Genomic DNA, 22,968 nt, shown 5'->3' on the forward strand with positions numbered 1-22,968 from the left:
GTTTATACTACTCCTTTTTCTTTTAAGCTCACATAAATTCCATTTCCTATTATTATGTGATCCAAAACTCCAATTCCTAATAGCTTACCACATTCTTTTAGTCTTTTTGTTACACTTATATCTTCCATACTAGGTGAAGGATCACCCGATGGATGATTATGACATAATATTATAGAAGCACTTGATTTCTTTATAGCTTCATGAAAAACCTCTCTTGGATGAACTATAGAAGAATTAATACTTCCAATAGAAACATCCTTTATTGAAATCACAATATTTTTAACATTGAGCATAATGACTTTAAAATGTTCATTGTTAAAACTTTTCATTTCTTCCATAAGTAAATTAGCAACCTCTTGTGGATTAGATATTTTACATTCTTCTCCAGATCTATATGATTTAATTCTTCGTAAGATTTCTGACAAAGCTAACATTTCAGATGCTTTTGCCTTTCCTATTCCTTTAATTTTCATAAACTCATCTAAGCTCATATTTAATAAACCATTTAATCCACTACTTACCTTTAATATGTTACTACTTAAATTTAAAACACTTTCATAGTAAGTACCTGTTCTCAAAATAATTGCTAACAATTCTGTATTCGATAAGGCTTCTGCTCCATATCTTAATAATCTTTCCCTGGGCCTCTCATTTTTAGGTAAATCTGATATCTTAAAGCAATTTTCCACTTATTATTCCTCCTAGATTAGATTTACCCCCATCCTCATAAACATAGAATTCAATTTATTAATTGGAAGACCTACTACATTGTAATAGCATCCATCAATTTTTTCTATAAATATTCCTCCTAATCCTTGTATTCCATATGAACCCGCCTTATCCATGGGCTCACCAGTTTTTATGTACTTTTTTATCTCCCTATCTGTTATATCACTAAATTTAACATTTGTACATACATAATCAGTTAAAATTTTACCTGTTAAATTGTTTACTATAGCTATCCCAGAATAGACCGCATGCCACTTTCCACTCATTGCACTTAACATGCTATATGCATCTTCTTCGTCTTTAGGTTTACCTAAAACTTTTCCATCAAAAGCAACAATAGTATCACAACCTATTACAATACTTTCATCTTGTATCTTTTTTGACACATTTAACGCTTTACCTTCTGCAATTTTTTTAACATATTTTGTGAAATCACCATTAAAATCAATACTTTCTTCATCAAAATCGCTAACTATTACATCAAAATTCTCAGTAATTTTTTTTAACAATTCTTTTCTTCTTGGTGATGCGGACCCTAATGTTAATTTCATTTTATCACTTCCTAATATTTCCTATAATATATTATTGCCAATATTATACCCAAAATAGACATAATATTGACATTTATTTTTAAAGCAAATGTAAATTGTATTATATTCAAATCTAAACAGATAGGAGTTGTAAAGCCAATTGAATAAACTTTTTTAAGAAAATATAAACTTTTAACATTACTTCCTAATATATCTCCAATAAGCTTTCCACAAATTCCCGCAAGAATAATTACAAACCAAAAATACCCCTCTTTTTTTTCTTTTTTCAAAACCCTTCCCCCATAATAAAAATTCATCTTATATAGTTTACCATTTAATATTATCATAAACAAGTAGTATGTTACTTTGTTTAAAAACTTTTAAAATTTTATTTAAACATATTTAGTATATTAAAAAGAAAAACATAGCTAGTATTCAAATTTTCTTTTTTTATTTCATTTGGAAGTTTTTTTACATACTCTTTTAGCTTTAATAATGCATTATAATTTTTGCTATTCTTGTCCACTTTTTTTAGTGAATTTGTCCATTTTTTTAAATTATCCATTTTTATTGATTTTACATTTTTTTCTGTCAACTTACCTAGAACTTCAATATTGGCATGGATTATTTCAGCAATCTCCATATTACACAAATCATTCTTTTGTATTTCATAAGTAACTCTTGCCTTTTCAATATTGTTATCATTTAAAGTTTTCATTATAGTTGCTAATTGTTTATCCTCGTAAATACCTAGTATAACTTTAAATTTATTATCTTTTTTTACTATAAATGGACTTCCATATGTGCTTAATGAATTTTTCAAATTTTCAGCATTTTCTTTACTTGTAAAAACTCCACACTGAATAACATAAAATTTAGCTAGTTTTTCTTTTATATTTTTACTAGATTCATTATCTTGTTCTTCTATTTTAGTGTTATTTCTTATATTATCTTTCTTATCTATATTACTATGTTTTCCTTTAACAATTAAAACAACTGCTATAACTATAACAACTGCTATAATCAAAAATATTAAATTATTTCTCTTCCTTTTTAATTCATATCTTGTATACCTCATTTTCTCCCCCCACAAATTTTAAAATTTAGAATATAAACCTCCTGCGTAAGAAACATTTAATATCAATTAAGAATTAATAATGTAAAATTAATAATGGTTTAATTATTTATACTTCTCTCTTTTTTGATTCCTATATTAAATAGTACTCATAACTTATATTAAATATGAAAAAAAATCTCGACACTTTAGTCGAGATTTTTTAAACCAATCAATTACCTATTTAATATTATATTTTAAAATCAATTAAATATTCTTCTAGCAGTAGCATACCGTGAATTATAATAACTTTTTCCTAAGTTACTTACTGTAACCTTATGACTTCCTGAAGAAGCATGAATAAAATTTCCGCCTCCTATATATATACCTACATGAGAAAGTCTCCCTGATGTGTTGAAGAACACCAAATCACCTGCTCTTAGATTTGATCTTGAAACTGTTTTACCTAAATTAGCCTGTGAAACTGTATAATGCGGAAGAGACACTCCTAGTTTTCTGTAAACGTATGCTGTAAAACCTGAGCAATCAAACACAGAAGGTCCGGACCCTCCCCATACATATGGTCTACCTAAAAATCTATAAGAATAATTCACTATAGAATTTCCAGTTTTAGAATATGTAATACTGCTTGAATATGTACCACCTCTTGAAGCTCTATCATTTGATTTTTGTTTATTCACTACTTTAGTTTTAGCAGTTTTTATAACCTTATTTACTTTTAAATTAGTTGTACGGACATATTGTTTACTATTGGATTTCATCACAGTATCTGCTTTAGCAATATTATGTGTACTCCATAAAAAGTTTATGGCTAAAACACACAGCACTGCAGCTACTATTTTAGAAACTTTCATCATATACCTCCTAATAGATTTTCTGCCATTTAATTTAGTTTTCCGATAACATCACTTTTTTTATTATAATTTAATTTTCTCAACAATGCAAGTTTTAACTTATTTTTTTTAATTATTCTTTTGTTTACTTTTCATATAATTGGATAAACAAACCATTCTTTACTACACGAGTATTATTTTTCATTGGATAATATGAATAATTTTTCATCCCATCTTTCAATATTTATAAAATTATTTGTAATTCTTGATACTTCAAATCCATTTTTTAACCAAAATTTTAGATACTCTTTATTTTTTGGTAATGTAATAGAATAAAATTTATTTATTCCACACCTACAAATAAAATATTCCATAATTTCATTAATAATGTCACTTCCTATTCCTTTACTTCTTTTAGGTTCTTCTAAGAAAAAACATAAAATCCATATTTCATTTGGATTCTTAAATTCAATTCTTCCTTTTATTATTCCTATTATTTCACTACATTGTTCAATTTTTAAAAACAATTCTCCTTCTCCAACATAATATTGCAAAAACATCTCATAAACATCCTTTAAACTAAAAGGTTTATTCTTTTTATCTAAAAATGATTTTTGAGTGTTAATCCATTCATGTATTGAATTTAAATCATCTTTTTCTATACTATTTATACATATATCTCTTATTTTCAAATCAAGATCAAACATCATTTCACCTCTTTTATTTAATCTATAATAAACTTTTTTCTACATTATTAATTCAATTCCTTTTTTTATTTATATGTGGTAATATATTATTGGAAAATATTGTACTGTTTTTTGTAATAATTAATTTTACATTTAGGGAGGTGTATTTTCCATGATAAAAGTATCTAACAATAATTTATATTCAAATTTATTAGTATTTAAATTTGAAAATTATAATTTTTCTTACCCTGAAAGCATTAATAAATTCTTATCTTTTTCAACAAATAGTGGTAAATTTAAAGAATTTGAATGTATTAACACCTTAAATCAGTCTTCTTACAAAAAAATATATGTTATTGGTTTAGGCTTAACTGAAGAATTTAATCCTACCATTCTCTTCAAAGCTCTAGGTCATGTAATGAAAAAACTCCGAAATTGTATAGATGATCTAGATATTTTAGATACATTTAATAGTGATTTTGGATATACTTTTGGAGAAAGCCTTACTTTGTCTTTGTACAAATTTAAAGGTATAAAAAAACATTTTTTAAATATAAAATTAACTAAAATAAACATAATTTCTACATTTAACAATTCTATAAATAAAGGTATTATATCTGGTGAAAGTATAAACTTTGCACGAGAATTAGTAAATTCACCTTCTAATCATGTTACTCCTAAGTATTTAACTCAACAAGCATTACACATTGCGGAAGAATGCAATCTTGATATAAAAATCTTTGATAAATATATGCTTGAAAAACTTGGCATGAATTCAATTGTACAAGTTGGTAATGGCAGTTCAAATGAACCTTACTTAATTCTCTTACAATATTTTGGTGACCCTAGTAGCAAAAAAATAGTTTCACTAGTTGGAAAAGGTGTAACTTTTGATAGTGGTGGCATTTCATTAAAATCCTCTAAAGGTATGCATAATATGGTAAGCGATATGGCAGGCGGAGCTGCTGTTTTAGGTGTAATGAAAGCTATTGGCACATTAAAACCTAAAAAAAATATTCTTGCTCTAATTCCTGTATGTGAAAACATTCCTTCTTCTAAATCATACAAACCAGGAGATGTTATTACTAGTTATAGTGGTAAAACTATTCAAATTATCTCTACAGATGCTGAAGGAAGATTAATTATGTGTGATGCCATAGCATATGCTAAAGAATTAGGAGCCACAACCATTATTGACGTAGCAACTTTAACAGGATCCTGTGCAAATTTCTTAGGCAACATAAACATTGGACTTTTCAGCAATTCCAATAAGTTAAGTAATAAAATAATAGATTGTGGTAAGGAAGTTGGAGAAAAGTTTTGGAGATTGCCAAATAATGAAGAGTACATGGAACAATTAAAAACTCCAAGTGCAGATTTAAAAAATACTGGTAACAATTGTGGTGCTATTGTTGCTGGAATGTTCCTTCAAAGTTTTGCCCCAAATATAGATTTTGCCCACCTCGACATAGCAGGATGCGCAAAGTGCAGCAAACATGAAGATGTATATGAAGCAGGAGCTAATGGTAAACCTGCAAGAACCCTAATAAATCTTATTATGCACTAAATTTACTTAATTCAACTTTCGCAGGTAAAAAATAGTCGCTACGGAAAATGATATCTTGCTCAGAAACCTTTCACTTCAGTAACAAGTTCTAAACTTTACTCATATTGAAAAAAGATTTTTTAATTAATATTCCGTAGGAATCAATAATTTAAAAATAACTTTTTTCAAATTCGTAAAGCTAAGAACTTGTAAACTTTGTTCAAATGTTTCTTACGCAATATATCATTTTCCTTCGCTAAGCAGTATTTTTTTACTGAGAAAGTTGAGTTATTAATAATGAAGTAAATTTTACCTTAAGACAAAAGCTTTATTTTATAATATAAATGTGAAGCCTTAAATTAGTATCAAAGCTTCACATTTAATATTAATTAATCATCACAATACATAAGTGTAAGTCTTATAATTCTTCTACAAATTCTCCTTGCTACAGGATATGGTATGCCATAAGATCTCATCATTCTAAACACACCAGGATTATACATTTCTATTTTTCTTAATATTCTATTTACATCTCTTGGTTTCTTTTTATATCTCATGTCATCTTCATCTTCTGAATCTGTCTCATATTCTTCCATGCCTTCTTCATTCATCATTTCATTGGGCATCATTGGTGTACACTGCATCGAATTCATTTCGTTTGGCATCATTGGTGGCATTGGCGCACATTGCATTGAGTTCATTGTATTTGGCATCATGCTCATGCACTGCATACCCATCATTTGTTGCATCATCATCTGCTGCATCATCATTTGATCTTGCATATTATAATTATAAGGCATCATTTGCATAGACATCATATCAGAAGAAATAGGTACCATATCATATTCATCTTCCATATCCTTTTCGTGTTGATGTCTTTTATCCATCATATCATCCAATTTTTTTATACCCCCATACTCTTAACTACATTACAACATATGCAAAAATAATTCTTTTGATACCACTTTTTCAATATATTTTTATAATAGCTTTATACTATATCATTCTAACTTCATACTTCTTAAGCCTAGAATTGACTACTTTCCAATTTATATTTTTCATAAATATGTTTATATATTCTAATCTATTTATACCAAAATCAATCATATAAGCATGTTCATATACATCCAGCACTAAAAGTGGATTGCTCATCCATATAGATCCTACATCATGCGCATCCTGACCTATAATATGCAATTTTTCATCTAAAGGTTCTATAGTAAGTACACACCATCCTCTCATAGCCATTCCTACACTTATAAAATATTTCACAAATCTTTCATAAGATCCAAAGTCTCTTTCAATAAGTTTCATTATATGTCCATAAGGTATATTGCTTTTACAATTCATATTTTCAAAATAAAGCTCATGAAGTTTTACACCGTCTAATGCATAACTTTCCCCTAATTTTAAACTTCTCACTTTGCTATAGGTAGTATTACTTCCTTTAAAATCATTAAGCTCTTCTGATTCTTTCCATATCTCATTAGTTTTCCTTACATATCCTTCATAAAGCTTATAATGCTGTTCTAACTGATTTTTTGAAATGCCCTTAACATTATTAAAATTAAATTTTTTTGGCAATATGATATTTCCCATTACCTTTCCCCTTCACACTATTTCTCTTTAATATAATATGTTTTTTCATGTAAAAATGTTTTTTAAATAAATAAGGACAAAGGCACATATTGCATAAAAAAGTGTACATATTTACTAAAATATTAAGTAAATATGTACACTTTTTATAATAATTAAAGTAATACTATGTCATTATCTTTACATTCTTTTTTTATCTCATCTGACCAAATAGAAGCTTGTACCTCTCCAATATGAGCTTTTTTTAGGAAAAACATACATATTCTAGATTGTCCAATTCCTCCTCCTACAGTATATGGAAGTGTACCATCTAAAAGCATTTTATGAAACTCTAATTCTTTTCTTTCAGTACATTTTTCTTTTTCAAGTTGATACATTAACGCCTTCTCATCTACTCTTATTCCCATAGATGAAAGTTCAAGTGCACATTGTAATATAGGATACCAGAATATAATGTCCCCATTTAAACTCCAATCATCATAGTCTGGAGCACGTCCATCATGTTTTTCACCTGATTTTAATGTGTCACCTATTTTCATTATAAATACAGCTTTCTTTTCTTTAGCAATTTTATTTTCTCTTTCCTTTGGAGATAAATCTGGATACATATCTTCAAGATCTTGAGTAGTTATAAAACTAATTTTTTCTGGTAGTATTTTTTCTATATGAGGATACTCACTGTTTATGAAGTCTTCAGTACTTTTGAACACTTCATAAATCCCTTCAACTATTTTCTTTAATGTTTCTTCATTTCTATCTTTTTTATCTATTACTTTTTCCCAATCCCACTGATCAACATATATAGAATGAATATTATCTAATTCCTCATCTCTTCTTATTGCATTCATATCTGTATATAAACCTTCTCCTCTTTCAAATCCATATCTATGTAGCGCCATTCTTTTCCATTTAGCAAGTGAATGTACTACTTCAACATTTTCTCCTCCAACACCTGGCACATCAAAAGATACTGGTCTTTCAACGCCATTTAAATCATCATTTAGTCCTGTACTTCTTTTAACAAATAAAGGTGCTGAAACCCTTGTAAGATTTAATTTTTCTGATAATTGTTTTTGAAAATAGTCTTTTACCTTTTTTATTGCTATCTCTGTTCTTCTTAAATTAAGACTTGATTTATATCCTTCTATAACTTCATATTTTTTTACTTTTTCCATTTTTTATTCCTCCTATGTTTTTTTTTATTTTTACAATGATTTTTTACTTGTATTCTTTACAGCTTAATTTACACCGTCATTAACAAATTTTGTTGTGAACTCTCTTTCATAATTTTCTTAAATACTATTTACTTCTGCTAGCTAGCCTAAAATTTAAAATAAAAAAAGCCCTTCATCCCTACAAAGGGACGAAAGACTGTATTTCGCGGTACCACCCTAATTAGCTTATATATAAGCTCACTTTAGAATTACAGTACGGAATAAACCTAAAACAACATTATTCGATACTGCCCAAATCATAACGGTTTGGCTCCGTCTAAATCTACTCTTGCATAATTAAAAATCATACAATTTGGGTTAGAAACTCTGAGATGTTCTTCAATACAAGTTTTGTACTAATCTTCCACCATCATTAGCTCGCTGTAACTCTAACTTTATATTTACTCTTCTCTTCATAGTCTTTATATTATCATTTAATATTTATAGAGATTATATCACGTATTTTAAAACATGTAAATAAGTTTTTTGCAATTTTTTTAATTTTAAACTTCATTTTTTTAATAAATCCTTTACAATTATTTCATAATTAAAATTTCATATAGTATCTTAATATTTATATGATATAATCTTTTTATAATTATTCAAACGTTAGGAGGAATTATATGAACAAAGATTTTTGGAATAAATACATAGGTATAATAGTAGGAACAATATTTGCAATCGCAGCACTCTACTCCTATATAACTACAAAAAATATAGATTGGTCAATGTATTTAGTGTTTATATCTTTTGCAGCCTTTACTATTAAAAAAGATATGAGGCACAATATTAAATTATCTTCTTTCTTAATATTCTCTATACCATTTATAATATTTTTAGTATTTCTTCAAAAATATGGGTATGAAATATGGGGAAAAGTTTTAAAATGGCAAATTACTAAAAATCTAGGTTGGAATTGGAACGAAGTCTTCAGTAAAATTCCTTTTAATGATGCTAGTTTTGCTAGAATTTTTCAACCTGACTGGTTAACAGCCTTTTTTAGATTTGTATATAATAGTGGTTTTGTAGTTCCTGTTGTAATCCCTATTTACAGAGCTGCTATGTGTAAAGATTTAAGAAAAATGATACGCTATGCCCTATCTGGTCATATACTTCAAATATTTTTAATAAGTCCTTTTTATGCAGCTATACGTCTTCAAGAAGTTTGGTATGTACTTGGACATCCTGATGGGTTAGCAAGAAATTTTACACCGGAGCAAGCAGCTGGTTGGACATTAAATTGTTTCCCATCAATGCATACTTCTATAGCTTTTGCAATGTTTTTAGTAGTACTTCATGAAAAAGATAAAATATTTAAATGGGTATGGGCAGCATTCTGTTTATCTGTCATTTATTCTACAATGTATTTAGAAATTCATTGGATAATAGACGTAATAGCTGGTATGGTCCTAGCTTTAGTTACAGTTAAACTAGTAGATTTAATATTGAATTTACTAGAAAAATATATACCTAATAAATTTAAAGATTCATATTATACAAACAATACAAATTCAGATATAAGTATGTAATTCAAGGAATATATTGCTAAAAAAGCTTCTGCAAAATTGATGCAGAAGCTTTTTATTTTTCCCTTAGGAAAAATTTCCTTCATTATTAATTATTCACTCAACTTTCGCAGGTGAAAAATAGCCGCTACGGGAAATGATATCTTGCTTAGAAACCTTTCACTTCAGTAACAAGTTCTAAGCTTTACTCATATTGAAAAAAGATTTTTTAATTAATATTCCGTAGGAATCAGTAATTAAAAAATAACTTTTTTCAAATTCGTAAAGCTAAGAACTTGTAAACTTTGTTCAAATGTTTCTTACGCAAGATATCATTTTCCTTCGCTAAGCAGTATTTTTTTACTGCGAAAGTTTACTTATTTTCTTTCATCTTAGTTATACTTGATGCTTCTATGTACACACTTTTACTAAAACCTTTTCTAAAATAGCGAATTTGTTTATATTTAATACCTTTAGATTCAAAATCTAATACATCAATTCTATCACCTTTAAAAATTACTGGCTCTTTATTTTTTTTCAAATATACTTGCAGCTCCATATCTTACCCTCCTTATTTTTCAAAACAATTCTTTCCACACAATTCAATTTTCATACTCTACAATTCAAGGTATCATAAATAATATTTTACCTCAAAATTAGTAACTTCATAAATTAATTTAGGAAATTACTATACCATAATTACCACTATATTTCAATTTATCAGTAAAAGCTGCAATAAAAGTTGAACATAATATATAATTATGATGTCAGAAAACCACGAGTTCCTTCGTATTATGTTATGAGAAGCTTCTCAGGGAGGGAAAAATGTGACTATAGATGAGACTAATTTTATAAAACAAATAAAAAAGAAAAATGCAAAAGGTTTAGATTTTGTTGTAGATAATTACAGCAATCTAGTTTTTAAGATTGTATATAGTGTTTTAAATTCAAACTTTCACTCTCAATATGTAGAGGAATGTGTAAATGATGTATTTTGGTCTGTATGGAACAATATCGAAAGTTTTGATGAAGAAAAAGGCAATTTTAAATATTGGATTACTGCTGTAGCAAAATATAAAGCTATAGACTACAAAAGGAAACTATTTAAACAAAGTACTGCTGAGTGTATAGATGACTACCAATTATATGACAATGTAAACACAGAAAAAATGATAATATCTAAAGAAAATAAAGAAGAGCTTTTAAACGCAATAAACAACATGAAAGCGGAAGATAGAGAAATATTTATAAGAAGATATTTTTTATATGAAGGAATAGAAAACATAGCAAAAACCTTTGGTGTAAATAGAAATTTAATAGATAAAAGACTTTCAAGAGGGCGGAAATTTTTGAAAGAAAAACTTATACTTTTGAAAGGAGAAATATGATAATGGATAATAATAACTTCAATCTAAAAGAAAAAGATATATACAAGCTATTTAACGAAATAAAGATAGAAGAAAGTGAGTTTGATGACATGGATAAAGAAGTATCTACTATTGAAAAAGAAAGATTAAAGAAAAATTTAAATAAAAAAATTAAAAATAAAAGAAAATTTAAAGTACTAAAATACAGCTCTGCAGCAGCAGTTATAAGCTTAGCATGCTTAGTAGGAGTTGGAACAATTTCTCCATCCTTTGCTCAAAATGTTCCAATTTTAAACTCTATGATACAAACACTTAATGATAAAATGGGCATTCATGCAAACTATGCTAAATATTCTCAAATAATAAATAAGAGTATTGAAGACAATGGTATAAAATTTACCCTAAATGAAATAATAGCTGATGATTCCAAATTAACTATAAGCTATACAATAAAAAGCAACAAAAAAATCAAAGATTTAGAAGTATTTGGTTTAGGAAGATTTGTAAAAATAAATGGCAATACCTTTAGTTCAACAGGAAGTGCTGTAGGAAATTATATTAATGACCATACCTATGTAGGTATGGAGCAAATGGATATTATAGACTTAGGAGAAATGCCTAAAAAATTAAATATTGATTTAGATATTGATAATATAGGTAATACAAAGGGAAAATGGAACTTAGCCTTCACTGCATCAAAAGATGAGATATATAAGAAAAGTACTTTCTTTAAACCTAATACTAAAGTTAAACTTCCAGACAGTACTATAAATGTAGATAAAGTTGTATTTTCACCTCTAGGAACTTATATCTCAGTAAATGGGAAATTTAAAGGCAATAAAAAACCACAGCAAGGTGGGGGTTGTATATCTGAATATGGTTATTGGCTTGTTTATGATGATAAAGGATTACCTATTATATCAAATAGTCTAGGTGGTGGAAGTTATGATACTTCTAAGTCTCCAGTTACATTTAATACAAAAATGGAGTATATTGGTTCAAAACATGTTCCAAAATATTTAACTATTATTCCTTGTAAAATCTATCCTTCTGCTGGTACAGAAATAGATAGCAATGGGAAGGTAACATCAATTAAAACAAATAAAACTAAAAAATCTAAAGAAGTAAGTAAACCTATAGATGGTGTATACCCAATAGAACTTTCTCAAGGTAAAATGGGAAAACTTATAGTAAAAGAAATAAAAACAGAAAATAATAAAACCACAGTAAGATTTACTACAGAAGGTAAAGACCCTTTCCTTCAATCTTTTGATCTTCATATAAAAGATAGTAAAGGACAAAGAGTTGATGTAAAAGCTCCTCTTGCTAGCAATTATGAAAAAAAACCTTATGAATTTACAATTTCATTTAAAGCTTTAGACCCTACAAAAAAATACAGTATATGCACAGAAGATTTTGGAAATATTGAAATACGAGATGACTTAAAATTTAAGATAAAACTTAACAAATAGAACAAAAGCGCATATTGTATAAAGGAAAAATCCCCACTGCTTGTTAAAAGCTTTGGGGATTTTTATTTTGGTGCAGGAAACGGGACTTGAACCCGTACACCTTACGGTACACGCCCCTTAAACGTGCGCGTCTGCCGATTCCGCCACTCCTGCATATTATTCATTTCGTAACATATTATACACCCATAACATAAATTGTCAATACCCTTTAATATTTAAAAATAATAATTAAAAACCAACTTTCGCAGCGATTGTTTTCAACTGCGAAAGTTGAATTAAAAATTTCTACTTTATTTTCATGTTCTGTATAACTAATTTAAATAAGTTTACCTTACTTTCTTTATTTTTTCCATATAAAGCTTTATATATTTTATAACTAACCTGAACCTTTTTTACATACTTATCTGTTTCTTTGAAAGGAATATAGTATAAATTCTTTCCATCCTTTGAATGTTCACTGCTTTGCAGCCATTTCTTTACATTACCTCTTCCTCCATTGTATGCAGCTAATACTAAATTCATATCATCTTTAAATTCTTTTTTCAAGTTATCTATATACCAACATCCCATTTTTATATTAACTTCAGGATTGTACAGCATTTCTATATTAAAGTCTTTAAGTCCCATCTTTGAAGCCACCCATTTTGCTGTATCAGGTGTAATCTGCATAAGACCAACTGCATCTTTATGAGATTTTGCATCCTTATTAAAATTACTTTCAGTTTTTACAACTGCAGCAACCATATAAGGATCCACATTATATTCTTGTGAATACTTCTCTATATATTGACTATATTTATATGGATATACATGTTTTACGATATTTTCAATATTAAGAAATACAGCTAAAACTATAATTAACAATAAAATCAAAATAAACTTACCCTTCTTCATTTTAACCCCTCAATTCCTCTAATGATGTCATTATTTTATTTATTTGTTCCCTAGTTGTCAATAAGTCTTTACTATTATCAATTATATAGTGTACATATTTTTTCTTTTGCTCTAAACTCATTTGTGAATTTATTCTATCTAATACCTCTGCTTGTCCTAGCTTATCTCTTTCTACAACCCTTTTTATTTGAGTTTTTAAGTCTACCCATACTAATATATTTTTATCCATATCCACATATATACCTTGCTCAATTAAAGTAGGTGCATCCAATATACAAACTTTTTCTCCTTTTTTTTCAAAAGAGTCAAATCTAATAAATATTTCTTTTTTTATATATGGCATTATTATTTGTTCAAGTTTTTTTCTCTTTATTTCATCTTTAAAAATAAAATTTCCAAATTCTCTTCTTTTTAAATTACCTTTTTCATCGAAAAATTTTTCTCCAAAGGTATTTTTAATATTTTGTTTAATCTCTGGATATATATCTAAAACCTCTCTAGCAATAATGTCTGCATCTATAATTGGTACATCTTTTTCTCTAAATAGATTTGATACAGTACTTTTGCCGCTTCCTATACCTCCAGTCAAACCAACTCTTAACATTAAACTCCCTCCACTTTATTATTTTGCTTCATACCATGTATCCCCTATATTTATGTCTACATCTAGTGGCACTGAAAGTTCAATGACATTTTCCATTTCTTTTTTAACTAAGTCTTTTACATCATCTAGTTCATCTTTATATACATTCAATATAAGTTCATCATGAACTTGAAGTATTAGTGAACTTTTTAGATTTTTTTCATTTAATTTTTCATCTACATTTATCATAGCAATTTTTATTATATCCGCAGCACTTCCTTGTATAGGCGTATTCATAGCAAGTCTTTCACCAAATGATCTTACCATCTTATTTGAAGACTTTATCTCTGGAATAAATCTTCTTCTATTTAAAATAGTATCAACATAAAGTTCATTTTTAGCTTTTTCTATTATTTCATCTAAATATTTTTTTACATTAGGATATCTTTCAAAATAAGTATCCATATACTCTTTAGCTTCTTTTCTTTTAATTTTTAGATCTTTAGATAAACTAAAATCACTTATACCATAAACTATTCCAAAATTAACTGCCTTAGCTCTGCTTCTCATAATAGATGTTACCTCTTCTACTGGTACTTTAAACACCTCTGAAGCAGTTTTTGTATGTATATCACTGTGATGTTTAAATGCATTTATCATATTTTCGTCATCTGCAATATGAGCAAGTACTCTTAACTCTATTTGAGAATAATCCGCAGATAAAATTACACTATCCTTATCTTCTGGTATAAATACTTTTCTTATAGCTCTACCCATTTCATATTTTATTGGTATATTTTGAAGATTAGGTTCTGTACTTGATAATCTACCCGTAGTTGTAACAGTTTGATTAAAACTTGTGTGTATTCTTCCATCCGCATCAATAACATTCTTTAATCCCTCTACATAAGTTGAAAATAACTTTGCAAGTTGTCTATAAAGCACTATTTTACTTATGATAGGATGCTTATCTTCAAGTTTTTCTAGTACAGCAGCATTAGTTGAATATCCTGTTTTTGTTTTCTTTATTACTGGTAAATCTAATTTTTCAAATAATATTTTTCCAAGCTGCTTTGGAGAATTAATATTAAATTCTTCATCTGCAAGTTCATATATTTCCTTTTGCATGTCTTTAATTTCTTTACTAAACTTTTCTCCAAGCTCATTTAACTTATCTCTATCTATTACAAATCCATTACTTTCCATACTAGCCAATACTTTAGTTAATGGCTGTTCTACATCATATAAAAGTTTGTGCATATTTAATCTTTCAATTTCATCATCTAGTTTTTTACTTAAATCTTCTAAAAGTACAGCTTTTTTTATTTGATTTTCATCATCATTTCCATCAATTTGTACTAATAAATATTCCTCTAAAAGATCTTTAAGTTCATATTTTCCTTTTGATGAATCTATAAGATAAGCTTGAATTTCTGTATCTTCTTTTATACCTTTTAAATCAATTCCAAGTTTACTAAATACCATATATGCTTTTTTCACATTATGAGAAATTTTATCTATTTTTTCATCTTCAAATATTTTCTTTAAATAATTTATAGTTTCATCTTTATTTTCATTTAATAAAACTTTTGTATCTATTACATAATTATCTTTATTACAATGAACATAAATTTTTTCAAAAGAACATTTTGAATATACATTTCCATCTTCTATTTCAAATAAAACATAAATCTTATCTTCTACAGATTTAATTACTTCTTTTAAAGAATCAATATTATCTACAGTAGTATATTCTGCTTGTATATTTTCTCTCTGCTTTTCTTCTTCTGACTTTGGAAGGTTAGCTAAAAATGATTTAAATCCTAATTCAATAAATAATTTTCTAAGTCCTTCTGCATCAAAATTTTCTTTTGACTTAATATCATCCAAATCTATTTCCACTGGTACATCTATCATGATTGTGGCAAGTTTTTTACTGAATATAGCTTGTTCACTATATTGTGTTAAATTTTCTTTTAATTTTTTACCACTTATGTTGTCTATATTCATAAGAACATTTTCAACACTTTCATACTGTTTTATAAGTTTATATGCTGTTTTTTCTCCTATTCCGGGAACTCCTGGAATATTATCAGATTTATCTCCCATTAACCCCTTAACATCAATAAATTGCTTAGGAGTTACTCCAAATTCCTCTATCATTCTATTTCTATCATAAACTTCTACCTGACTCATACCCTTTTTATTTATTACAACTTTTACATTATCAGTTGAAAGTTGAAGGGCATCTCTATCACCAGTAACAATATAAACTTCGATATCATTATTTTCCGCAAAAACAGAAAGTGTTCCTATTAAATCGTCTGCTTCGAATCCTTCTATTTCAAAAATATTTATAGCAAATTTTTCTAATATATCTTTGATTATTGGCATTTGTTCTAATAGCTCTGGTGGAGTTTTCTTTCTTCCCGCTTTATATTCTTTATATTCTTTATGTCTAAATGTTGGAGCTTTTTTATCAAAAGTACATACAATATAATTAGGCTTTATTTCTTCCTTCATTTTTAAAAGCATTGTTAAAAATCCATAAATCGCATTTGTATTAACACCTTTTGAATTTGTTAAAGGCGGTAGTGCATAAAAAGCTCTAAACATTAAACTATTACCGTCTAATATTAATAATTTTTCTTTATTCATTATTTTCCTCCATTCAAAAGCATTAAGTTATTAAAAACTATTTTTTCAGTGTCACATATTATTATACCATCTAATTCTATTTTGCTCTATGAAATAAGTTAAAGTTTCAAATTTCACAATTTATTTATTTTTTATAATTCCTGAAAAAATAACTGTCATCGGAATTGATAATAAAAGCCCTAAACTTCCTGCTAACGCTCTCAATATCTCTATAACCATTAAATCCTCATTTATAAATTGAATCAAAGGAATCTTATATGCTAAAAGTAACATTATTGTGGGTAATGACGCTCCTGCATATGCTAATATTAATGTATTAGACATAGTTCCCATTATATCTCTTCCCACATTCATTCCTGCCTTCATTAATTCACCAGTACTAATTCTTTTATTTACTTCGCTTATTTCATACATAGAGGACGAAATAGACATACTAACATCCATTATAGCTCCTAATGCTCCCATTAATATTCCCGCATATAATAATCCTTTAAAATCAAAGTTTACATTTTGGGGAATATACTTAAGCATTTCAGCCTCTTCTGTACCAACACCAGTTAGTTTACACAAATCTCCAACAATAAATGCAATTATTCCTGATGCTATAAGTCCACCTATTGTACCAAATATAGCAGCAAATGTTTTCTTATTTATTCCACTAACAATATTTAATGTTAATATAGTAATACCAATAGCTATTAAAAGTGTAACTAATATAGGATTATACCCTTTCAATATTAACTTTGGTATTAAAAATAACACTCCAAATATAGTGAAAATTAATGTTATTAAGGATTTAAATCCCTTCATTCCTCCTATTATTATCAAAACTAATGCAAAAAATACTGCCAAATATAATAAATATTTATGCCTCATTACTTCATACATATATGCATTAGTAACTTTACCATTTTCATCTAGCTCTAGTGATACTAATATTTGCTCTCCTTCTTTTAACAAATAACTACTCATAGTTTTAGCTTCTACTCTATTTTCAATTGTTAATGTTTTTCCATTGTATTCTTTATCTTCTATAACAACTTTCAACTTTTGAATTTGTATAATGTTTTTCTTATCATCTGTATCAACTTCTTCTTTACTTTGTGATATAACTTTAAGTACTCTGCCCTTTAGTATTTTATCATTTTGTATTTGATTTTCAGCACTTACTATATTAACATTGCTTAAACTTAACAACATGAGAAATAATACGATTAACACTTTCCTAATTTTTATATGCATACACGCCACCTCCAAATATATTATAATATATTTGGAATATTTTTACATATAAAAATTTAGTAATTTACCTTTTACAACCCAAACTAGCCACTGCGGAAAATGATATCTTGCTCAGAAACCTTTCACTTCAGTAACAAGTTCTAAGCTTTACTCATATTGAAAAAAGATTTTTTAATTAATATTCCGTAGGAATCAGTAATTAAAAAATAACTTTTTTCAAATTCGTAAAGCTAAGAACTTGTAAACTTTGTTCAAATGTTTCTTACGCAATATATCATTTTCCTCCGCTAGACAGTATTTTGCTACTGTAAAAATTGAATACCTATTTAAAATATACTTAAGTCCATTTCCTTAGATAATTCTTCTAAAACTTTCATACCAGCTATACTATTTCCCTTTTCATCTAAAGAAGGTCCTACAACTCCTATTCCCATTCTTCTTGTAACGCAGGCAAGAATACCTCCTCCTACTCCACTTTTAGCTGGTACACCAATATGTACTGCAAATTCTCCTGAGGCATCATACATACCGCAAGTCACCATTATAGTTTTTACAATTCTAGCTACATCTCTTGGAACTACTCTTTGTCCATTCCAAGGCAGTACCCCATCATTTGCAAGCATAGATCCTATTCTAGCTAAGTCTCCACAGGTAACTTCCATAGAACACTGCTTAAAATATACATCAAGTATTTCTTCTACATCCCCTTTTAAAACACCGGTACTTTTCATAAAATAAGCAAGTGCCCTATTTCTATTTCCTGTTTCCTTTTCTGATTTATACACTGCTTCATTTATATTAATTTCAGGATTTCCACTTATTTTTCTTGTAAATTTAAGAATTCTATTAAATGTTTCTTTTCCATCATTTCCTGCAATCATTGAAACTGTAGCTATTGCTCCAGCATTTATCATAGGATTTATAGGTTTTTGAGGATTTTTTGCCTCCAAATTTATAATAGAATTAAATGCTGCTTCTGTAGGTTCCATTCCTACTCTTGAAAATACATACTTTTTACCATTATCAATTATAGCTAACATTAATGTAATTATTTTTGATATACTCTGTATTGTAAATTTCAACTCCGAGTTTCCTGAACAATACTCTTCTCCATCTAATGTGGATACACATATTCCAATATGTTCTCTGTCTACCTTGGACAACTCAGGTATATAGGATGCAACATTTCCTTCCCTTGTCCATTTTTTATTATTTTCTACAATTGAATCAAGTAATCTTTTCATATGAAGTCACCTCATTCTAGTTTATTTTTTTATTCCACTTTCGCAGGTAAAAAACAGCCGCTACGGGAAATAATATCTTGCTTAGAAACCTTTCACTTTAAAGATAATTAATAGTTAATAATGAATAATTAATAATGAAGGAAATTTTGCCTTAGGGCAAAATAACTAATATATAAATTTAAAATTTTTGCTAAAGCAAAAATTAACCTTCATTATTCATTTTTAATTATTAATTCTTAATTGATATTAAATGAATGTATCATTTCCCTTCGCTATACAGTATTTTTTATTCCAAAAGTAGATTTTTTTATTAATATTTTAAACAACCCATAATATTGTATAACGTTTTCATTGGTTTGTATAGTACTTGGACAAAAGTTCAAAGTAGCTAAAAATAATCACTGCAAAAATAATATACAGTATTTTTATACTTCAAAAATTAAATAAAGTATTTAAAAAATAAATAGATTCTAATCTTAGCTTTGGTAAATTTTTTTTGATTTATTGTTGCAAAAATATTAATTCTGTGATATTATAATATTCGTTGGATGCGCCGAAGTGGTGGAATTGGCAGACGCGCTGGACTCAAAATCCTGTGGTAGTAATACCGTACGGGTTCGACTCCCGTCTTCGGCACCATGAAAGTTAAGAACTTTGAGGTTCTTAACTTTATTTATTTTTTGTAAAAATATTAAAACTGCTAATCTTTTACTAATCCATACATAATCATATACAATAGTAAGAAAGTATATAGGTTTTGCTGCAGTTATGGGTATTCATGAGATGGTGTATTAAGACTTTCATATATTTTCCTAAGTTCTTTTCTTGTTTCACGATTTATTTCAAATACTTCGTCATTTATATCTACTCTAGTTCCTCTAAAAACAATATCTAAATCATTAATTATAATCCAAAATGACCATCCATTTATATCTTCATATTCATTAATTTTTTCATAATTAACATTTTTTTCAGTCTATTTTTTATGAATAATAAGAAAAACACTTGACTCGTCTACCTCTTGAATTTGGTATTCATACCCTGATAAATCTCCAATGATTTTCAAATCCTTTGGAGTATGCGTAATTGCTTTAAACCCGTCCTTACAAATTATAACTCCATCCTTTGTTTTATCTAAATCAAGCTCACCCAGCAGCCCCTTCTCAGCCTGCTCTTTAAACCATATTAGCCTATACTCCCAAAATTTTTCACTGTAAGTACTGAAATAAACTTTTCCACCACCCACAACCATACCCAAAATCTTTTCAATGAAATCTGGGTATGTGACCTTCATTGCAGACAAACCGTTTTGCAGACAAAGTATTACATCGAACTTTTCTTCCAATGTAATATTTTTTACGTCCATTGTCATAATTTTTGCATTGGGACTATCCTTCAAATATTCCTTGCTTAATGAAACACTTTCATCAGAAATGTCAATACCAACAATTGATTTACAATTACCTGCCAATTCCTTTACAATACGTCCATAACCTGCACCTAATTCCAAAACCCTTTCACTGCCTGTTAGATTATCTCTAACAAAAGAGATTTCCGCATCCAAATACTGTTTTACTCTAGGAATTTTGGTTTCGTACACTTTAAACAGGTTTTGTGAATTTAGTTTTTGTGCATAATAATTGTTCTTCATCGGTAATAAGCCCCCTTATATTTAAAATTTAATCTATATAATAGATAAACCAACTCGAACTACAATTTATACATGATGAAGATGTTGAAATAGAAGTGGATAAAACTATATTTAGAAAACTAGGAGAACACTTATTCGTAGTTTAAAATGCTGCATCCTATAAAATCTTTTTCATGTAATATCGTTTGTGGCCTATGGGAACATTGTTTAATTCACAGTTGATTCCTGCTATAACATTATCATCTAAATCCTTCATAACTCGACTGACAGGCATAAAAGGAACCTGTCCTTTCAAAGTAAGCTTAGATGAATTATATTCAATTATCCCTCGCCAAATTAAGTCTGATTCTTCTTTTGTACTATCTTTAATAAATACATATCCATTAAAATCCTCCTTATGACTAATTACACACCATATTATACAGAAATTTACATAATCATTCAACCAACTATCCTCAGTATGCATTTGATGTAAAAAAGTATCCAACCCCAAACATATACAGCTTGATTAAATTCTATTACAAAAAATTATACAAAAATGTATGTCGAATTATTGAAGAAGAAAGGATACTAGAGATGCAAATGGAACATTATAAAATCAAAAATCAGCTGATAAACAAATTTCCATTTATTAAAGGGGTATGTATGGGGGACTGGGGGTGTATTGGGATATAGTTTACCTATTCACAATATATGCAGTGGAATGAACCCCAAGAAAACACTTGCATAAAACCACAAAAATAAGATATTATAATAGCAATGGATTTCAGTTAATTCAAAAGTCAATTTTCTGATAAATCCAGTTTATCTGAAGCAAATCATAAATGGAAAAGTCGCTTAAATACAGCGTTTGAAAGATACAAATTGGTGTTACGGACTCAAAATTCTGTGGTAGTAATACCCTACGGGTTTGACTCCCGTCTTCTGCACCAATGAATTCACTAGCAAAAGCAGTTTGAATAAATTATTCAAACTGCTTTTTTTATTGAAAATATCCTCCAAAAAATAACACACTTCAAAACTAATCGTGACAAAATAAAATTCATTTCATTATCTTTTTATTGAAATTGCGGCTTAAAAACTTTTTAATTTAATCTGAACCTAAAGACGCAATTTCACCACAAAAATGGTTAGCGTTTGTGAACTTCTCTATTCTGAATTTCTTAAAACCCCTCTTCTATTTCCCATATAATATGTATCTCTACTAAATGCCATACTAGGTATACCACTATATGAAGTATATACATCTTACTTTTCTTATAATTATGTTTTTGTAATCTGTAATTTAATATATAGTACACTATCAATATATGTTGTAATAATACTACTCTCTTTTATATTGGTCCTGGCATCTACTTAAGGATAAGCTTTTATAAATGGTAACAGCGGGTGGGCCTGCCTTGTTAAAGGCTAGTCCACCCGATTGACTCCAAAGGAATACCACATTACGCTTTGCGGATTAACTGTTTTGGACAAGTTTCTTGGCTGCTACTTTTGGTAAAATAATAACCTTTGTACAAGCTTTTATTTTTATAAAAGATACATTGGCGGCGACCCTCAGCAAAGAAGGTTGTCCAAAACTTCCTTGACCACATAGGGATACCACAGTTTCCCCTTTTAGGGGGCAGGGATATAAAATCAAAAAAATTGGACACAACTTAAAGTTTACTACTCGTAAGGAATACCTGTGAGAGTAAAGTTTAAGCTTGTCAAATTTCACCTTGATAAATCATACAAAACAGCTGTTGGCTTAAATTGTACCTTAACACATAATAAATTCATTTAAATTACTGGTAATAACATTGGAACCTTTTTTAAATTTCCAATATTATTACCAGTGTTATTTTTTATAAAAAATAAATTGAGTTTTATATTCACACTTATATATTGAAACTTATAAAATCCTAGTAATTCTTATATTAAAATATTATTTTATATATCACTTTTTATGCCCTAATGATCAATATAACAAATTTGAAGCTTGTCTTATTCTATATTATAATATCCTTATGTGGTATATTTTATATTATTTAGTAATTATTTCACTTATTAAATATTTTTATAAATACAATAATTACTGTGTAGCTAATGTCTATAATGGGCAGTGTTTAAATCGAATTTTATTAGGATGAAAGATTTGAAG

General features: G+C 27.9%; 21 protein-coding genes, 2 tRNA genes and 1 other annotated feature. Of the genes, 5 read left to right on the plus strand and 18 right to left on the minus strand.

The features are described from left to right. Positions 1-2: 2 nt before the first annotated feature. The 6 genes from radC to ACFIJ5_RS12375 form a co-directional block, all read right to left on the minus strand. Positions 3-689: a RadC family protein gene (gene radC / locus ACFIJ5_RS12350; RefSeq protein ID WP_379807446.1), complete on the minus strand. Its 687-nt coding sequence runs from the start codon at positions 687-689 to the stop codon at positions 3-5. Between the two features lie 12 nt (positions 690-701). Then, the gene (locus tag ACFIJ5_RS12355; protein WP_379807448.1) at positions 702-1,280 is read right to left on the minus strand and encodes a Maf-like protein; all 579 of its coding nucleotides are present in this window, start codon (positions 1,278-1,280) and stop codon (positions 702-704) included. 11 nt (positions 1,281-1,291) lie between these two features. Further along, positions 1,292-1,549, minus strand: coding sequence for a DUF4321 domain-containing protein (locus ACFIJ5_RS12360; RefSeq protein WP_379807450.1), 258 nt, complete (start codon positions 1,547-1,549; stop codon positions 1,292-1,294). A 98-nt stretch (positions 1,550-1,647) separates the two neighbouring features. Beyond that, positions 1,648-2,337 (minus strand): SPOR domain-containing protein, encoded by a 690-nt coding sequence (locus tag ACFIJ5_RS12365; RefSeq protein WP_379807452.1) that lies wholly within the window; start codon positions 2,335-2,337, stop codon positions 1,648-1,650. Between the two features lie 239 nt (positions 2,338-2,576). Then, entirely contained in the window at positions 2,577-3,188 is a 612-nt protein-coding gene (locus ACFIJ5_RS12370) for a C40 family peptidase (RefSeq protein WP_379807454.1), read from the minus strand. A 173-nt stretch (positions 3,189-3,361) separates the two neighbouring features. Continuing rightward, positions 3,362-3,877, minus strand: a complete 516-nt coding sequence (locus ACFIJ5_RS12375; protein ID WP_379807456.1) for a GNAT family N-acetyltransferase — start codon at positions 3,875-3,877, stop codon at positions 3,362-3,364. A gap of 148 nt (positions 3,878-4,025) precedes the next feature. On the opposite strand from ACFIJ5_RS12375, the gene ACFIJ5_RS12380 reads away from it, so the two are divergent. Further along, entirely contained in the window at positions 4,026-5,420 is a 1,395-nt protein-coding gene (locus tag ACFIJ5_RS12380; RefSeq protein WP_379807458.1) for a M17 family metallopeptidase, read from the plus strand. A 368-nt stretch (positions 5,421-5,788) separates the two neighbouring features. On the opposite strand, the gene ACFIJ5_RS12385 is transcribed toward ACFIJ5_RS12380, so the two are convergent. From ACFIJ5_RS12385 to asnA, 3 genes are all read right to left on the minus strand, one after another. Next, positions 5,789-6,298 carry a hypothetical protein gene (locus tag ACFIJ5_RS12385; RefSeq protein ID WP_379807460.1) on the minus strand — a complete coding sequence of 170 codons (510 nt, stop codon included), beginning with the start codon at positions 6,296-6,298 and terminating at the stop codon, positions 5,789-5,791. A gap of 97 nt (positions 6,299-6,395) precedes the next feature. Beyond that, positions 6,396-6,998: a superoxide dismutase gene (locus tag ACFIJ5_RS12390; protein ID WP_379807462.1), complete on the minus strand. Its 603-nt coding sequence runs from the start codon at positions 6,996-6,998 to the stop codon at positions 6,396-6,398. A 152-nt stretch (positions 6,999-7,150) separates the two neighbouring features. After that, positions 7,151-8,170, minus strand: a complete 1,020-nt coding sequence (asnA, locus tag ACFIJ5_RS12395) for an aspartate--ammonia ligase (protein WP_379807464.1) — start codon at positions 8,168-8,170, stop codon at positions 7,151-7,153. Positions 8,171-8,351: 181 nt separating this feature from the next. After that, positions 8,352-8,635: a binding site (T-box leader), on the minus strand. A 197-nt stretch (positions 8,636-8,832) separates the two neighbouring features. Between asnA and ACFIJ5_RS12400 the strand changes: the two genes are divergently transcribed. After that, positions 8,833-9,738 carry a phosphatase PAP2 family protein gene (locus tag ACFIJ5_RS12400; RefSeq protein WP_379807466.1) on the plus strand — a complete coding sequence of 302 codons (906 nt, stop codon included), beginning with the start codon at positions 8,833-8,835 and terminating at the stop codon, positions 9,736-9,738. Between the two features lie 349 nt (positions 9,739-10,087). Here the strand turns inward: ACFIJ5_RS12400 and ACFIJ5_RS12405 are convergent, their stop codons facing one another. After that, the gene (locus ACFIJ5_RS12405) at positions 10,088-10,273 is read right to left on the minus strand and encodes a hypothetical protein (RefSeq protein WP_379807468.1); all 186 of its coding nucleotides are present in this window, start codon (positions 10,271-10,273) and stop codon (positions 10,088-10,090) included. Between the two features lie 268 nt (positions 10,274-10,541). Here ACFIJ5_RS12405 and ACFIJ5_RS12410 point away from each other — a divergent pair, with 268 nt between their 5' ends. Together ACFIJ5_RS12410 and ACFIJ5_RS12415 are read left to right on the plus strand one after the other, a co-directional pair. Then, entirely contained in the window at positions 10,542-11,102 is a 561-nt protein-coding gene (locus tag ACFIJ5_RS12410) for a sigma-70 family RNA polymerase sigma factor (RefSeq protein ID WP_379807470.1), read from the plus strand. A gap of 2 nt (positions 11,103-11,104) precedes the next feature. Then, positions 11,105-12,553, plus strand: a complete 1,449-nt coding sequence (locus ACFIJ5_RS12415) for a DUF4179 domain-containing protein (RefSeq protein ID WP_379807472.1) — start codon at positions 11,105-11,107, stop codon at positions 12,551-12,553. 68 nt (positions 12,554-12,621) lie between these two features. On the opposite strand, the gene ACFIJ5_RS12420 is transcribed toward ACFIJ5_RS12415, so the two are convergent. The 6 genes from ACFIJ5_RS12420 to glsA form a co-directional block, all read right to left on the minus strand. Continuing rightward, positions 12,622-12,706, minus strand: a tRNA-Leu gene (locus tag ACFIJ5_RS12420). 132 nt (positions 12,707-12,838) lie between these two features. Next, complete coding sequence (locus tag ACFIJ5_RS12425; protein WP_379807474.1) at positions 12,839-13,447, minus strand: lytic transglycosylase domain-containing protein; 609 nt, start codon at positions 13,445-13,447, stop codon at positions 12,839-12,841. Position 13,448: 1 nt separating this feature from the next. Beyond that, entirely contained in the window at positions 13,449-14,051 is a 603-nt protein-coding gene (gene coaE / locus ACFIJ5_RS12430; RefSeq protein WP_379807476.1) for a dephospho-CoA kinase, read from the minus strand. Positions 14,052-14,069: 18 nt separating this feature from the next. After that, positions 14,070-16,688, minus strand: coding sequence for a DNA polymerase I (polA, locus tag ACFIJ5_RS12435; protein WP_379807478.1), 2,619 nt, complete (start codon positions 16,686-16,688; stop codon positions 14,070-14,072). 120 nt (positions 16,689-16,808) lie between these two features. Continuing rightward, entirely contained in the window at positions 16,809-17,930 is a 1,122-nt protein-coding gene (locus tag ACFIJ5_RS12440; RefSeq protein ID WP_379807480.1) for a YibE/F family protein, read from the minus strand. 326 nt (positions 17,931-18,256) lie between these two features. Next, complete coding sequence (gene glsA / locus ACFIJ5_RS12445; RefSeq protein ID WP_379807482.1) at positions 18,257-19,174, minus strand: glutaminase A; 918 nt, start codon at positions 19,172-19,174, stop codon at positions 18,257-18,259. Between the two features lie 552 nt (positions 19,175-19,726). On the opposite strand from glsA, the gene ACFIJ5_RS12450 reads away from it, so the two are divergent. Then, positions 19,727-19,813: transfer RNA gene (locus ACFIJ5_RS12450), tRNA-Leu, on the plus strand. 337 nt (positions 19,814-20,150) lie between these two features. On the opposite strand, the gene ACFIJ5_RS12455 is transcribed toward ACFIJ5_RS12450, so the two are convergent. Both ACFIJ5_RS12455 and ACFIJ5_RS12460 read right to left on the minus strand, forming a co-directional pair. Next, on the minus strand, positions 20,151-20,825 hold the full coding sequence (locus ACFIJ5_RS12455) for a class I SAM-dependent methyltransferase (protein WP_379807484.1): 675 nt from the start codon (positions 20,823-20,825) through the stop codon (positions 20,151-20,153). A 157-nt stretch (positions 20,826-20,982) separates the two neighbouring features. Then, complete coding sequence (locus ACFIJ5_RS12460) at positions 20,983-21,312, minus strand: hypothetical protein (protein WP_404660565.1); 330 nt, start codon at positions 21,310-21,312, stop codon at positions 20,983-20,985. Positions 21,313-22,968 lie beyond the last annotated feature (1,656 nt).

Origin of the sequence: Haloimpatiens myeolchijeotgali (assembly GCF_042688525.2) — a bacterium.
Taxonomy (GTDB): Bacteria; Bacillota; Clostridia; order Clostridiales; family Clostridiaceae; genus Haloimpatiens.